Source organism: Microbacterium sp. 4R-513, assembly GCF_011046485.1.
Lineage (GTDB): Bacteria > Actinomycetota > Actinomycetes > Actinomycetales > Microbacteriaceae > Microbacterium.
The window spans coordinates 2215289-2228625 of record NZ_CP049256.1; the positions used below are offsets into that span (position 1 = coordinate 2215289).

General features: G+C 69.5%; 17 protein-coding genes. 12 read left to right on the plus strand and 5 right to left on the minus strand.

The genetic code is table 11. The annotated features are described in order from the left end of the window. Window positions 1-134: 134 nt before the first annotated feature. Window positions 135-806, minus strand: a complete 672-nt coding sequence (locus tag G5T42_RS09645; RefSeq protein ID WP_165128054.1) for a TrkA family potassium uptake protein — start codon at window positions 804-806, stop codon at window positions 135-137. Further along, window positions 799-2241, minus strand: coding sequence for a potassium transporter TrkG (locus G5T42_RS09650; RefSeq protein ID WP_165128056.1), 1443 nt, complete (start codon window positions 2239-2241; stop codon window positions 799-801). Before G5T42_RS09650 ends, G5T42_RS09645 begins: the two co-directional genes overlap by 8 nt. Window positions 2242-2310: 69 nt before the next feature. Here G5T42_RS09650 and G5T42_RS09655 point away from each other — a divergent pair, with 69 nt between their 5' ends. Further along, window positions 2311-2724 (plus strand): metalloregulator ArsR/SmtB family transcription factor, encoded by a 414-nt coding sequence (locus tag G5T42_RS09655; protein WP_165128058.1) that lies wholly within the window; start codon window positions 2311-2313, stop codon window positions 2722-2724. Window positions 2725-2747: 23 nt separating this feature from the next. On the opposite strand, the gene G5T42_RS09660 is transcribed toward G5T42_RS09655, so the two are convergent. Next, entirely contained in the window at window positions 2748-3266 is a 519-nt protein-coding gene (locus G5T42_RS09660) for a hypothetical protein (protein WP_165128060.1), read from the minus strand. A 209-nt stretch (window positions 3267-3475) separates the two neighbouring features. On the opposite strand from G5T42_RS09660, the gene G5T42_RS09665 reads away from it, so the two are divergent. From G5T42_RS09665 to G5T42_RS09680, 4 genes are all read left to right on the plus strand, one after another. Further along, on the plus strand, window positions 3476-3667 hold the full coding sequence (locus G5T42_RS09665) for a helix-turn-helix domain-containing protein (RefSeq protein ID WP_165128062.1): 192 nt from the start codon (window positions 3476-3478) through the stop codon (window positions 3665-3667). An 82-nt stretch (window positions 3668-3749) separates the two neighbouring features. Next, a complete protein-coding gene (locus G5T42_RS09670; protein ID WP_003792170.1) occupies window positions 3750-3848 on the plus strand; it encodes an AURKAIP1/COX24 domain-containing protein in 99 nt (32 codons plus the stop codon). Window positions 3849-3928: 80 nt separating this feature from the next. Beyond that, a complete protein-coding gene (locus G5T42_RS09675; RefSeq protein ID WP_165128064.1) occupies window positions 3929-4222 on the plus strand; it encodes a rhodanese-like domain-containing protein in 294 nt (97 codons plus the stop codon). A 34-nt stretch (window positions 4223-4256) separates the two neighbouring features. After that, window positions 4257-4511 (plus strand): glutaredoxin family protein, encoded by a 255-nt coding sequence (locus G5T42_RS09680; RefSeq protein ID WP_165128066.1) that lies wholly within the window; start codon window positions 4257-4259, stop codon window positions 4509-4511. 35 nt (window positions 4512-4546) lie between these two features. On the opposite strand, the gene G5T42_RS09685 is transcribed toward G5T42_RS09680, so the two are convergent. Together G5T42_RS09685 and aspS are read right to left on the minus strand one after the other, a co-directional pair. Then, window positions 4547-5338 carry a tyrosine-protein phosphatase gene (locus G5T42_RS09685; RefSeq protein ID WP_165128068.1) on the minus strand — a complete coding sequence of 264 codons (792 nt, stop codon included), beginning with the start codon at window positions 5336-5338 and terminating at the stop codon, window positions 4547-4549. 74 nt (window positions 5339-5412) lie between these two features. Then, window positions 5413-6771 (minus strand): aspartate--tRNA(Asn) ligase, encoded by a 1359-nt coding sequence (aspS, locus tag G5T42_RS09690; RefSeq protein WP_165128070.1) that lies wholly within the window; start codon window positions 6769-6771, stop codon window positions 5413-5415. Between the two features lie 98 nt (window positions 6772-6869). Here aspS and G5T42_RS09695 point away from each other — a divergent pair, with 98 nt between their 5' ends. The 7 genes from G5T42_RS09695 to ccsB are packed head-to-tail and all read left to right on the plus strand — an operon-like array spanning window position 6870 to window position 13062. Next, window positions 6870-7553, plus strand: coding sequence for a DedA family protein (locus tag G5T42_RS09695; protein WP_165128072.1), 684 nt, complete (start codon window positions 6870-6872; stop codon window positions 7551-7553). 33 nt (window positions 7554-7586) lie between these two features. Next, complete coding sequence (locus G5T42_RS09700) at window positions 7587-8087, plus strand: DUF6264 family protein (protein ID WP_165123771.1); 501 nt, start codon at window positions 7587-7589, stop codon at window positions 8085-8087. 49 nt (window positions 8088-8136) lie between these two features. Next, entirely contained in the window at window positions 8137-8766 is a 630-nt protein-coding gene (locus G5T42_RS09705; protein WP_165128074.1) for a histidine phosphatase family protein, read from the plus strand. After that, on the plus strand, window positions 8766-9380 hold the full coding sequence (locus G5T42_RS09710; protein ID WP_165128076.1) for a TlpA disulfide reductase family protein: 615 nt from the start codon (window positions 8766-8768) through the stop codon (window positions 9378-9380). The genes G5T42_RS09705 and G5T42_RS09710 overlap by 1 nt, the downstream gene beginning before the upstream one ends. After that, window positions 9377-10231 (plus strand): cytochrome c biogenesis protein CcdA, encoded by an 855-nt coding sequence (locus G5T42_RS09715; protein ID WP_277601746.1) that lies wholly within the window; start codon window positions 9377-9379, stop codon window positions 10229-10231. Before G5T42_RS09710 ends, G5T42_RS09715 begins: the two co-directional genes overlap by 4 nt. Next, complete coding sequence (locus G5T42_RS09720) at window positions 10212-11933, plus strand: cytochrome c biogenesis protein ResB (protein WP_165128078.1); 1722 nt, start codon at window positions 10212-10214, stop codon at window positions 11931-11933. The genes G5T42_RS09715 and G5T42_RS09720 overlap by 20 nt, the downstream gene beginning before the upstream one ends. A gap of 46 nt (window positions 11934-11979) precedes the next feature. Then, complete coding sequence (gene ccsB, locus G5T42_RS09725) at window positions 11980-13062, plus strand: c-type cytochrome biogenesis protein CcsB (protein ID WP_206535614.1); 1083 nt, start codon at window positions 11980-11982, stop codon at window positions 13060-13062. The last annotated feature ends 275 nt before the right edge of the window (window positions 13063-13337 follow it).

The window sequence follows — 13337 nt, forward strand, 5'->3', positions numbered from 1 at the left end:
CGACTGCGGGAATTCTTCGGGAAACGCCGGTGATGGATGCCGCGCGCAGGCGCGTCGCCGGGACCTCCCGCCGGTGTGCACGGCAGGGGCGTAGCGCGGTGGTCGGCGTGAAGAGCCCCGGCCCCGGGCGGAGGCTAGCGGTCGAGGGCCGCGAAGCGCTCGATGTCGCTGTTGGTGCCGGACACGATGATGAGGTCGTGGTTCGTCACGACCGTGTTCGCCTCCGCGTACCGGAACGGCTTGCCGGGGCTCTTCACGCCGACGACGGTCACGTGGTACTTCGTGCGCACGCCCGACTCGTTGAGGCCGACGCCGCGGATGAACTTCGGCGGGTACATCTTGGCGAGCACGAAGTCGTCGTCGAAGCGGATGAAGTCGAGCATCCGTCCGCTGACGAGGTGCGCGACGCGCTCGCCGGCCTCACGCTCGGGATAGATGACGTGGTTCGCGCCGACGCGCGCGAGGATCTTGCCGTGCGACTGCGAGACGGCCTTCGCCCAGATCTGCGGCACCTTGAGGTCGACGAGGTTGGCGGTGATGAGGACGGATGCCTCGATCGACGACCCGACGGCGACGACGGCGACCTGGAAGTCCTGCGCGCCGATCTGCTTCAGCGCGTCGATGTTCTTCGCGTCTGCCTGCACGGTGTGGGTGACGCGCTCCGACCACTTCTGCACGAGCTCGAGGCTCTCGTCGATCGCGAGCACCTCGCGGTCCAGCCGGTCGAGCTCGCCCGCGCACGCGGCGCCGAAGCGCCCGAGTCCGATGACCAGGACGGGTGCGTCGCCGCGGATCTGCTCAACCAACGATCGGCCTTTCCACCGGCAGCGAGTACAGCTGCGAACGGGATGTCGCGGCCACGGCCGCGGCGAGAGTCACTGTACCAACGCGTCCCATGAACATCGTCAGCGCCATGACGTAGATGCCGGGGTCGGGGAGCGACGCCGTGAGCCCGGTCGACAGGCCGACCGTCGCGAACCCCGAGATCACGTCGAAGAGCACGTCCTCGACGTGGGCCTTCGTGATGTGCGAGATCACGATCGTCGAGAGGGCGACGATGGTCGCGCCCCACGCAACGACCGAGAGGGCGACGCGCTGGACATCGCTCGGGATGCGGCGGCCGAAGGCCTGCACCGACTGCCGGCCCTTCGCCTCCGACCACACGGCGAGAGCGAGGACGGCGAGCGTCGTGACCTTGATGCCGCCCGCCGTGGACGCCGAGCCGCCGCCGACGAACATGAGCATCGACCCGACGATGAGCGACGACCCGTTGAGGTTGCCGATGTCGACGACCGAGAAGCCGCCGGAACGAGTCATCGCCGAGAGGAAGAAGGACTGGAAGACCGTGTCCCAGGCATCCATGCGGCCGAAGGTGGCGGGGTTGTCGAACTCGAGCGCCAGGAAGGCGCCGGCCCCGACGAAGAAGAGCAGCACCGTCGTGATGAGCGTGAGCTTGGCGTGCAGGGTCCATTGGCGTACGTGCCACTGGTTGCGCCACAGCGTGTAGATGACGGGGAAGCCGATCGACCCGAGGAAGACGCCGGCCATCATCACGGTGAGGAAGAAGTAGTCGGTCGCGAAGGGTTCGAGGCCGCCCGGGTTCGGCGTGAAGCCCGTGTTCGTGAAGGCCATCGCCGCGTAGTACGGCGCCTCCCACAGCGCCACGAGCGGGTGCACGCCGGCAAGCAGGATCGACGGGTAGAGGAGGACGGCGAGCCCCGCCTCGATCACGAGCGTCGAGAGTGCGACGGTGCGCAGCAGCACACCGACTTCGCCGAGCCGTACGGTCTGCCCCTCGTTCACGGGTCCGCCGTGCGCCCGCATGGGGTTCGTGTCGCCCGCCGCGATGAGCTTGGCGCGCAGCCCCAGCCTCTTGGAGATGATGAGGCCCAGGATCGACGCCAGGGTCAGGACGCCCAGGGCGCCGACGTTGACGCCGATGAAGATGACGACCTGTCCGAACGGCGACCAGTAGGTGCCCATGTCGACGGTCGAGAGGCCCGTGACGCAGATGGTCGAGACCGCCGTGAAGAGGGCGTCGGCGAGAGGCGCGCGCTGACCTGTGGCCGTCGCCGCAGGCACTGAGAGCAGTGCCGTGAAGGCCAGGATGAGGATCGCGAAGACCAGGACCGCGAAGCGTGCGGGGGACGATGTCGTGAGCGATCGCAGGTCGTCCCAGAAGCGGCTCAGGAACCGGCGGAGTCCGGTGCGCGAGAACGGACTGACGGGATCGGCCGTCATGTCTCGCCCCCTTTATTTGCGGAAACCCCAGTCATGGTACTCCGCCGGGCGCGCGGCTAGTCTGTCGACATGGCGGACATCTTCGACGTGATCGCAGACGGCACACGGCGCGAGATCCTGCAGCTCCTGCTGTCCCGGTCCGCCGATGGGGAGCGGGGCACGAGCGTCTCCCACATCGTGCACGAGCTCGGCGTCAGCCAGCCCACGGTGTCGAAGCACCTCAAGGTGCTGCGCGAGGCATCCCTCGTCTCGGTTCGCGAAGAAGGACAGCACCGGTACTACAGCCTGTCGCCGGCCCCGCTCGACGAGGTCGACGACTGGCTCGTCCCGTTCCTCATCGACGATGAGGAAGAAGAGGAGTACGACGCCGGCGCTCCGGTGCTCACGGAGTCGGCGGCGCATGCGGCCGAGGTCGTCGGGCGCGCCGCAGCGTCTGCCAAGCACGCCTTCGAGAACGCGCTGAAGAAGCTGCCTGGCCGCTGAGCCCCCGGGCTCGCCGTGCGGGCTCAGGAACCGCTGTCGTCCTGGCCGGTGTCGTCGTCTTCGTCGTCCTGGCCGTTGTGCCCGTTCTGCTGGCCGTGGCCGTTGTGCCGGCCGTTGTCTCCGGGCTGACGGTCGCCCCAGCCGGGAGGCTGCTGGCCGTTGTGCATGGCCGGCCCGTACATGACCGGACCGCCGAGGTGGGACCCCGCCCACCATCCGACCGCGGCGCCCCCCGCGAACGTGAGTCCGAGCAGCAGCAGACCGCCCACGATCGAGCCGACGATCACGCCGACGTGCGACCGCCGGCCGTCGGGGGGCGGGGGCGGGTACGCGGCATCCCTTGCGGCATAGCCCGGGGGAGGCGGGGCAGCTGCGTAAGGGGTCGTCGGGTAGGCCTGCGGATGCGGGGGAGCGGTCGCGTGGGCCGCCGGCGAAGGCGCGGTGGGGTACGCGAGGGTGGGCTGATCCGAGGCGGAAGGCCCGGACGAGGGATGCTGCGGACCGGCCGGCTCCGATGCCGCCGGAGGAGTCTTCTCTTCCATGGGAAAAGTGGAGCCCCACACCCGATGTTTCGGAAGAGGGCAGGATATGAATCGGCTGAGAGTTTCGAGCTCGGGCACGGGAGTCGAGGTTCCGAAGGGGCTCGCGGGCCTCGTCTCAGGATTCACACCGGCAACACCGGTTTACACGCGTCGCGCGCAGGCTCTAAAGTGGCGGTGCACAATGCATACGCCGAGGGGAGGCGAGGGACATGGCCGAGCTGCCCGACGTCCGCTTTCTCACCGTCGCCGAGGTCGCCGAACTCATGCGCGTCTCGAAGATGACGGTGTATCGGCTCGTGCACGCCGGCGAGCTCCCGGCGGTGCGGTTCGGCCGCAGCTATCGCGTGCCCGAATCGGCGGTCACCGAGGCCCTGCAACGGCCGGTCGCCGACGTCGGCTAGACTGATCCGAGGCATTTTTCGTTCTGCCCGATCCCGGGCGCGCCACGCACCGCGCCCAGACCCCGACATAGTGAGGTTTTCCGTGGGTTCTGTCATCAAGAAGCGCCGCAAGCGCATGGCGAAGAAGAAGCACCGCAAGCTGCTTCGCAAGACTCGCCACCAGCGCCGCAACAAGAAGTAAGCGGCCGAACACCAAGCGCCTGTCTCCGGACGGGCGCTTCGTGTTCTCGCGACGACCCGCGTCCCGACCTCGGAGGCACCATGCAGTCCATCACGGTCCACGAACTGCGTCAGCGCACCGACGTGCCGCTCATCGACGTCCGCGAGCCGTACGAGTTCGAGACGGGGCACGTCCCGGGCGCCGTGAACCTCCCCATGTCGACGCTCGGCGCTCACCTCGATGAGCTCCCCGAGGGCGCCTTCGACGTCATCTGCCAGGTCGGCGGCCGCTCGGCGCGGGTCGTCGAGGCTCTTGAGGCACGCGGCTACGACGCCACCAATGTCGAGGGCGGCACGGGGGAGTGGGCTGCGGCCGGCTATCCGATCGAGCGCTGACCCTGTGGGCTCGGGGCGCTCCTACGATGGAGAAGTGACGACTCTCACCCTCATCTCGAAGCCCGACTGCCACTTGTGCGACGTCGCGCGCGAGATCGTCGAGTCCGTCATCTCGGACCTTCCGGAGGGCCGCGTCGAGGTCGACGAGAAGTCGATCCTGGACGATCCCGCGCTCTACGAGCTGTGGTGGGAGAAGATCCCCGTCGTCCTCATCGACGGCACGGTGCACGCCCACTGGCGTGTCTCTCCCGACCGGCTTCGGGCCGCGCTCGGGGCCGCCACGGCCTGAGCCTTTCCTCGGCGAGGGGCGACGGATGCCTCGGCTCAGCCCGCGATCCGGCGCTCGAGCGCCGCGAGCTCGTCCTCGCTGAGTCCCCCCGACCGCAGGTAGGCCGCGGCGCCGCCGCGCTCGGCGTCGAGCCAGTCGAGTGCGCGCTCCAGCTCGGGGGCCGGTGACCCGGCGACGAGGGTCTGCAGGGGCGGCGTGAGCGGGATGCCGAACTGCGTCAGCATCGCGAACATCCCCTCCGCCCACGCGCCGGCGAGGTTGTCTGCCGAAGAGGCGTAGTCCGCGACGACGGCCGAGCACGCGGCCCCCGCGGCGAGCAGGACCACTGCGGTCGCGACCCCGGTGCGGTCCTTCCCCGCCGTGCAGTGCACGAGCACGGCGGTCGGCTCGTCATCGCGGCTTGCCGCGACGAGCCGGGCGGCTGCGGCGAAGGTCGAGGCGCCGTGCTGCAGCATCCCGAGGTACAGGTCGCCGAGGGTCGGGAGATTCTCCATCGCGGCTGTGAGGGCCGAGGCATCCGTCGTCCCGGCCGCCGCCTGAACGGCGTCGCCCGCCAGCCGGCCGAGGGCGCCCTCGAGGAGGGGCAGCTCGATGAGCTGCACGGGACGGTCCGCGGGAAGACGGTCGGGCGCCAGCTGTCGCTCCTCCGGCGTGCGGAAGTCGACGACGACCCCGATCGGCGTCTCTGCAAGCGCGGTCACGCCGTCCGGCGTCAGGGCGCCGAGCGCGTCGGAGCGGTAGAGGACGCCAGGTCGGGTCTCGCCGCCGCGGCGCAGCGCAATACCGCCCGTGTCGCGGAAGTTGTGCAGGCCGTCGATCGTCGTCACAGCCCCACCCTAGAGCTGCGGACTGAACGGCCCGGATCGGGTCGCCGAAGCGGAGCAGCCCTTTCGACCGCGGCTCAGGGGGCGAGGCGGGTGGGCCCTCGGAACAGATAGGTGACCTCGCGGATCGAGTCCTGCCCGAGCAGCAGCATGAGCACGCGCGCGAGCCCCATGCCGAACCCGCCGTGGGGCGGGGCGCCGTACCGGAAGAAGTCGAAGTAGAAGTCGAGGTGCTCGGCTCCGAGCCCCTTCTCCTTGGCCTGCTCGATGAGCACGTCGACGCGGTGCTCGCGCTGGGCGCCCGTCGTGATCTCGACGCCCTTGAAGAGGAGGTCGTAGCTCTTGGTGAGCCCCGTCTCCTCGTCGCGCATGTGGTAGAACGCGCGGATCTCGGGGTGGTAGTCGGTGATGAACACGAACTGGTGCCCGTACGTCTCTTCGACGTGCGCCGAGATCTGGCGCTCGCCCTCCGGGTCGAGGTCGCCGTCGGTGCGCGGGATGTCGTAGCCGCGGCTCTTGACGATCTCGCGGGCCTCGGCGAGCGGGATGCGCGGGAACGGGATCGCGGGAACCTGCACCTCGACACCGAAGAGCTCTTCGATCTCGGCGCCGTGCTTGTCCTTGACCGCCTGGAAGGCCGACTGCAGGAGCTCCTCCTGCATCGTCGCGACGTCCTCGTGCGAGTCGATCCAGCTGATCTCGGCGTCGACGCTCGTGAACTCCGTCGCGTGGCGGCTCGTGAACGAGGGGTCGGCGCGGAAGGCCGGCGCGATCTCGAAGATCTTGCCGAAGCCGGCGACCTGCGCCATCTGCTTGAAGAACTGCGGCGACTGCGCGAGATACGCGGTCTTCTCCTCGAAGTAGGGCACCTCGAAGAGCTCCGCGTTCGATTCGGACGCCGACGCCATGAGCTTGGGGGAGTGCACCTCGATGTAGTCGCGCTCGATCCAGTACGAGCGGAACGCGTGCTCGAGCGTCGTCTGCACGCGGAAGATGAGGTTGTTGCGCCGCTGGCGCAGGTCGAGGAAGCGCCAGTCCATGCGCTTGTCGAGACCCGAGTCGGCCGCGATCGGGGTCTCGGGAAGCGCGGCGGCCGCGATGTCGAGCGTGCCGATCTTGATCTCGACGCCGCCGAGCTTGACGCGCTCGTCGTGCTTGAGGTCGCCGCGCACCGTCAGGAACGTGCCGGTGGAGAGGTTCGAGATGGTGTCGGTGAGCGCGAGGGCCGCGGCATCCTGCGGAGCGTCGGTCGCTGAGCCGGTCGAAGGGTCGACCGGACGCGTCGCGGGGTTCACGAGCTGGACGGCGCCCGTCTCGTCCCGAAGGATGACGAACTGCACCTTCTTCTGGTCGCGGACCGTCTCGACCCACCCGGAGACGACGACGGGACCGTCGGCCAGGGACTGCAGCTGTTCCACCAGGACGCGTTCACTCACGAGCAACCATCCTACGTGGAGGACATTCACCGCCTTTCTTCACGCCGGCGTAACCGACGCACAGGACCTGGTCATGTTGACTCCCTAGCGTCGAGGGCATGGCGACGGCAACCGATGGCTCCTGGCTCACCGCGCTCGTGGACTGGTCTGTCTCGCTCATGGAGGTCGTCGGCCCGGCAGGTGCGGGCCTCGCGATCGCCCTCGAGAACGTCTTCCCGCCGCTGCCGAGCGAGGTCATCCTCCCCATGGCCGGGCTCACCGCGAGCCGGGGAAGCTTCACCCTCTTCGAGGCGCTCTTCTGGACGACCCTCGGCTCGATCGTCGGCGCCTTCGCCCTCTACGGGCTGGGGCGGTGGCTCGGCGCGGATCGCCTGCGCCGCGCGGCGGCGCACATTCCTCTCATGCACGCGGAGGACATCGACCGCACGATCGGTTGGTTCGATCGCCACGGCGGCAAGGCCGTCTTCTTCGGCCGAATGATCCCGATCTTCCGCAGCCTGATCTCGATCCCGGCGGGCGTGACGCGCATGCCGCTGTGGAAGTTCGGTCTGCTGACCGCCTCGGGCAGCTTGATCTGGAACAGCATCTTCGTCTTCGCGGGCTTCTTCCTCGGCGAGCAGTGGCACGTCGTGGAGATGTACGCGGACATCCTGCAGTACGTCGTGATCGCGGCTGTCGGCATCGCTGTCGGGTGGTTCGTCTGGGTGCGCACACGGGCGCTCGTCCGCCACCGGCGCGAGGGGCGGGGGGATGCCTCGACCGCCACGGGTGATCAGGGCTGACGCCGAGGCATCCGCCGTCCCTAGGATGACCGCGTGACCACACCTCCGCCGTCCGCCCCGCCCCCGTACGGTCAGCCCGCGCCGGGACAGCCCGCGCCCGGACAGACCGGCTACCCCGGCTTCGCGCAGCCGCCGGCGTACACCGGCCGCCCACCGGCCTACCCCGCCTACGGTGCGCCCGCTCCCGGCCGCAAGCCCCGCCAGCCGGTGCAGGTGTGGGACGTCGTGCTGACGATCGTGCTGCTGGTGGCCCTCGTCGTGTACACGGCGCTCGCGTCCTTCGCCGGGCTCTTCCTCGTGATGGCGTCCGATCCCTGCGGCGTGCGCGACTGCAGCACCGAGCTCATCACGACCGGCTGGCTCATCGGCACGCTCGTGCCGTGGGCCGTGCTTCTCGGCGCGGCCATCTGGGCCATCGTCTTCATGGTCAAGCGGAAGCTCGCCTTCTACATCCCGCTCCTCGGCGCGGTCGGCGTCACCCTCGTGCTCGTCCTGGCCTTCTTCGTCACGGCGGCGGGCGTGCCCACGAACTGAGCCGCCGCGCTCAGGTCGCCCACAGAACGGGCCACCGTAGACTGGACGGGTGCCCGCCGATCGCCTCCATCTCGTGCGTCACGGGGAGGTCGACAACCCCCGCCGTGTGCTCTACGGCCGCCTTCCCGGCTACGGTCTGAGCGCGGACGGGCGCCGCATGGCGCAGCAGGCCGCCGACTACGTCGGCCGTCTCTCGCGCCCGGTGACCGGCCTCGTCTCGTCGCCGCTGCAGCGCACCCGGGAATCGGCCGAGCCGTTCCAGGCGAAGTTCGAGCTCGAGCCGGCGATCGACGACCGCGTCATCGAGCCGACCAACATCTTCGAGGGGCGCCGCATGGACCGGGCGCTCCTCAACCCCTGGAACTGGCGCCACCTCTCGCAGCCGGCGATCCCCAGCTGGGGCGAGCCGTACGTCAAGGTCATCGCGCGCATGGACTCCGCGATGAGGGATGCCTGGTCCTCGGTCGAAGAGGGCGACATCGTCATCGTGTCCCACCAGCTGCCGATCTGGGTCACGCACCTCGCTGTGGCCGGTCTGCCGGCGCGGCACGACCCGCGCCGTCGGCGGTGCGCGCTCTCGAGCGTCACGAGCTTCGAGCTGCGCGACGACCGCTGGGTCGAGGTGGGGTACGCCGCGCCCGCGTCGACCGCGGGCGCCGTGGATGTGGGCGCCGTCTGATGCGGATCGCCGGGAAGAACCGGATGCTGCGGGCCGCGGCATCCGTCATCGCCGCGGGAGCCCTCGTCGCAGGGCTCGCCGCATGCAGCGCCGACCCTCTGGCGGAGCAGTACCGCGCGGGCGACAACAAGGGGTTCATCGCCGGGGACTCGCGGGTCGTCGAGATCGAGCCCGCGGACCGGGGCGAGCCTGTCGACTTCAGCGGCTCGACCGAGGCGGGCGAAACCGTGACCAGCGCAGACTACGAGGGCGGCGTGCTCGTCGTGAACTTCTGGTACGCCGCGTGCGGTCCGTGCCGGGCCGAAGCGCCGCTGCTCGAAGAGGCCGCTGCGTCGTTCCAGGGCCAGGATGTCGCCTTCCTCGGCGTCAACACGAGCGACTCGGCCGAAGCCGCCGCCGCCTTCGCGCAGAACTACGACGTCACCTACCCGAGTCTCATCGCGGCCGAGGACGGCGCCATCAAGCTCGCCTTCGCGGAGCGCACGCCCATCAACGCGACGCCCACGACGCTCGTGCTCGACAAGCAGGGCCGCGTCGCGGCGCGGATCATCGGACAGCTGCTGGATGCCTCGATCCTCGAGACCCTCGTGCGCGAGACGCTGGAGGAGTCGTGAGCATCGACGCCGTCATGGCGGCCGGAGCTCTCTGGGTCGCCCTGCCGATCGCGCTGCTCGCGGGACTCCTCTCCTTCCTCTCGCCGTGCGTGCTCCCGCTCGTGCCGGGCTACCTCGGATTCATCGGGGGCGCGGTCGCGCCGAAGCGTGTGCCGGAGGTCCAGGGCGTTTCATCTCGCTCCGCTCGCTCGACGAACGGTCATCCTCGGTCGTCGAGCGAGGAGCGGGGCGACGAGACGAAACGCGCCGAGCCCGCGGACGGCGTCGAGCCAGGGCGCGCGCGCCTGCTCCTCGGGGTGCTCCTCTTCATCGCGGGCTTCACGGTCGTCTTCATGGCCGTCACGATCCTCGGCGGCACGCTCGGCCAGTTCTTCCTCGCCTACAACGAGGTCATCACGCGCGTGCTCGGCGTGGTGGTGATCCTGCTGGGCCTGGTCTTCATCGGGGTCTTCGGCTTCGCGCAGCGCACGGTCCACCCCCAGGTGCAGAGCAATCTCGGCCTCATCGGGGCACCGCTCCTGGGCATCGCGCTCGGCATCGGCTGGACCCCGTGCATCGGCCCGACGCTCGCCGCGATCCTGTCGGTGTCGTGGAACCTCGGCGATCCGGGTCGTGCCGCCCTCCTCGGGCTCGCGTACTCGCTCGGCCTCGGCATCCCGTTCATCCTGCTGACCCTCGGGTTCGGCTGGGCCACCCGCTCGGTCGCGTTCCTCCGCCGCCACATCCGCGCCGTGAACATCATCGGCGGCCTGCTGCTCATCGTGCTCGGCGTGCTCATGGTCTCGGGCGTCTGGAGTGCGATGATGACGCAGCTGCAGGGGGTGTTCACGAGTGTCCCCCTCCCGCTCTGATGCCCCGGACGACGTGACGGTTCCCGAGCCTGTCGACGGGCCGCTGCGGCCCTCAGACCACGCGGACGGAGCGGATCTAGACGACGTGACCCAGCCCCGGCTCGGACCGATCGGCTGGCTGCGGTGGGGATGGCGTCAGCTCACGAGCATGCGCACGGCCCTCGTGCTGCTGCTGCTGCTCGCGATCGCGGCTGTTCCGGGGTCCATCGTTCCGCAGCGCAGCGCCGACCCGAACGGGGTAACGCAGTACTTCAGCGACAATCCGGGCCTCGCGCCGATCCTCGACAACCTGCAGCTGTTCGACGTGTACACGTCGGCGTGGTTCTCGGCGATCTACATCCTGCTCTTCGTGTCCCTCATCGGCTGCGTCATCCCGCGTACGAAGCACCACTGGAAGGCCCGGCGGTCGCGGCCGCCGCGCACGCCGGCCCGGCTCAGCCGCCTCGACGATCACCGCGAGTCGATCGTCGAGCTGTCCCCGGATTCGAATCGGGATGCCTCGGCCGAGGCATCCGTCGCCATCGACCTGGCGGCCGAGCAGCTCAGGCGTGCGGGCTACCGCGTCGAGAGGTACGACACCGCTCGGTCGTTCTCGGTCTCGGCCGAGCGCGGCTACGCCCGTGAGACGGGCAACCTCGTCTTCCACACCGCACTCATCGGCGTTCTGCTCGCCGTCGGGATCGGCGGGGGGCTGACCTACACCGGACAGACGGTCATCATCGAGGGCCGCACCTTCGTCAACACGATGCTCGACTACTCGTCGTTCAACCCCGGCCGCTTCGTCGACGAGGAGCGGCTGACCCCCTACTCCGTGACGCTCGACAGCTTCGGCGTCACGTATACGCCGGCAGGTGAGGCGGGAGCCGGGCAGGCGGGCGACTTCGCGGCGCACGTCACGACGCAGCTCGGCAGCGGCAGCGAGGACGGCGTCGTGCGGGTCAACCACCCGCTCGAGATCGCGGGCGACCGCGTCTACCTCATGGGCAACGGCTACGCGCCGACCATCACCGTCAAGAACGCGGCCGGCGAGGTCGTCTTCGACGAGTCGGTGCCGTTCCTCCCGCAGGACGCCAACATGACCTCGCTCGGCGTGGTCAAGGTGACCGACGGCCTGCCTGAGCAGCTCGGCATGATCGGGTTCTTCTATCCGACGCAGGCCCCCCTCTCGTCGGGTGCCTTCACCTCCGCCTACCCGGCGCTCATCAACCCCGTCCTCACGCTCAACGTCTACGAGGGCGACCTGGGCATCGACGACGGCACACCGCGGTCGGTCTACACCCTCGACCCGACCGAGATGACCCAGCTCACCGGCGGCGACACCGGCGTCGACTCGATCGAGCTCGCTCCCGGCGAGACGCAGGACCTGCCCGACGGCCTCGGCACCATCACGCTGCAGAACGAGGCTCCCGCCGGCGCCGAGGGCTATGACCGGTCGGTGAAGCGATACGTGTCGCTCTCGATCCACCGGGATGTCGCGGCACCGTGGGTGCTCGCGTTCGCGGTGCTCGCGCTGCTCGGCCTGCTGGCCGCACTGTTCGTGCCGCGCCGTCGCATGTGGGTCAAGGCGACGCCGGAGGGCCACACGCTGCGGATCGAGTACGCCGGCCTCGCACGCGGCGAGGACCCGACCCTCCCGGCCGCCGTCGACCAGGTCGTGCAGAAGCACGGCGATGCCCTCGAGTCGTCGCTGCGCACCCGCTGAAACGGGGCCGGACCGGCCCTGAGAACCCCCGCGTAGACTGGAAGCCATGCCCGACACGATGACGCTGGACTCCGTGTCCGTGCTGCTCGTCTGGACCGCGATCGCGGTCTACGCCCTCGCGTTCATCGCCTACGCCGTCGACCTGGCGCGCCGCGGGGCGCAAGCCGCGGACGCCAAGGACGCGGTGGGCGCGAGCGAGCGCGAGCTCGTCGTGGCGGGCGGCGCGACGGCCGGTTCGGCGGCCGCGGGGGACGCGGCATCCAGCTCATCGACGGGCACCGCCGCAGCCCGCCTGAAGGCACAGCAGGACGGTGCCGAGAGGGCGCTCGACGCCCGTCCCGGCCACCGTCAGCGGCTCGTCTGGGCGCGCATCGGGACGTCGCTCACCGTCCTCGGCTTCCTCTTCCACCTCGGCGGAGCGGTCACGCGCGGGATCGCGGCCGGCCGCGTGCCGTGGTCGAACATGTACGAGTTCGCGCTGACCGGGACGCTCCTCATCGTGGCGGTGTACCTCGTCGTGCTTCTCCGCTACGACCTGCGATTCCTCGGAGCGCTCATCACCGGCATGGTCGTGCTCCTGCTCGGCGGTGCGACCCTGTCGTTCTACGTCGAGATCGTACCGCTGGCCGACCCGCTGAAGTCGATCTGGCTCGTCATCCACGTCTTCGTGGCATCGCTCGCGACCGCGCTCTTCTCCCTCGCCTTCGGCCTTTCGGTGCTGCAGCTCATGCAGGCGCGGCGGGAGCGCAAAGCGCTCGCTGCCGAGACCGGCACGGACGTCGGACAGGGACCCCGATTCCTCCGCACGCTGCCCGGATCGGACGCCCTCGAGTCGCTCGCCTACCGCTTCGCGATCCTCGGGTTCATCTTCTGGACCTTCACCCTCATCGCCGGCTCGATCTGGGCGAACGACGCGTGGGGCCGGTATTGGGGCTTCGACACGAAGGAAGTGTGGACCTTCGTGATCTGGGTGCTCTACGCGGGCTACATCCACGCTCGTGCGACGCGCGGCTGGCGCGGCAGCCGATCGGCCTGGCTGTCGATCATCGGGTTCTCGGCGGTCATGTTCAACTTCACGATCGTGAACATGTTCTTCAAGGGCCTGCACGTCTACAGCGGCCTGAACTGACCCCGGTCGATCCCGCTCCCTGACTGGCGGTATGCGCTTGCCGACACGCCGCATGCCGGAGACGGCATGCGACTGCGGAGGTCCCCTGCGTCGGGACCGCGCGGAAAAAAAGGTTGACGACCGGCTGGTGCGGGTCTAGCTTTCCCCCGGGATGATCCATTTCCGTCTGACGGAAGCGGGTCAGGCACTGATGGGGAAACGCCGGGGTTCGGGGGAGCCACCGTAGTTTTGGTGTGGACACTGGCGCTGAGTCCGATTCGAGGACAGGCGCAGGG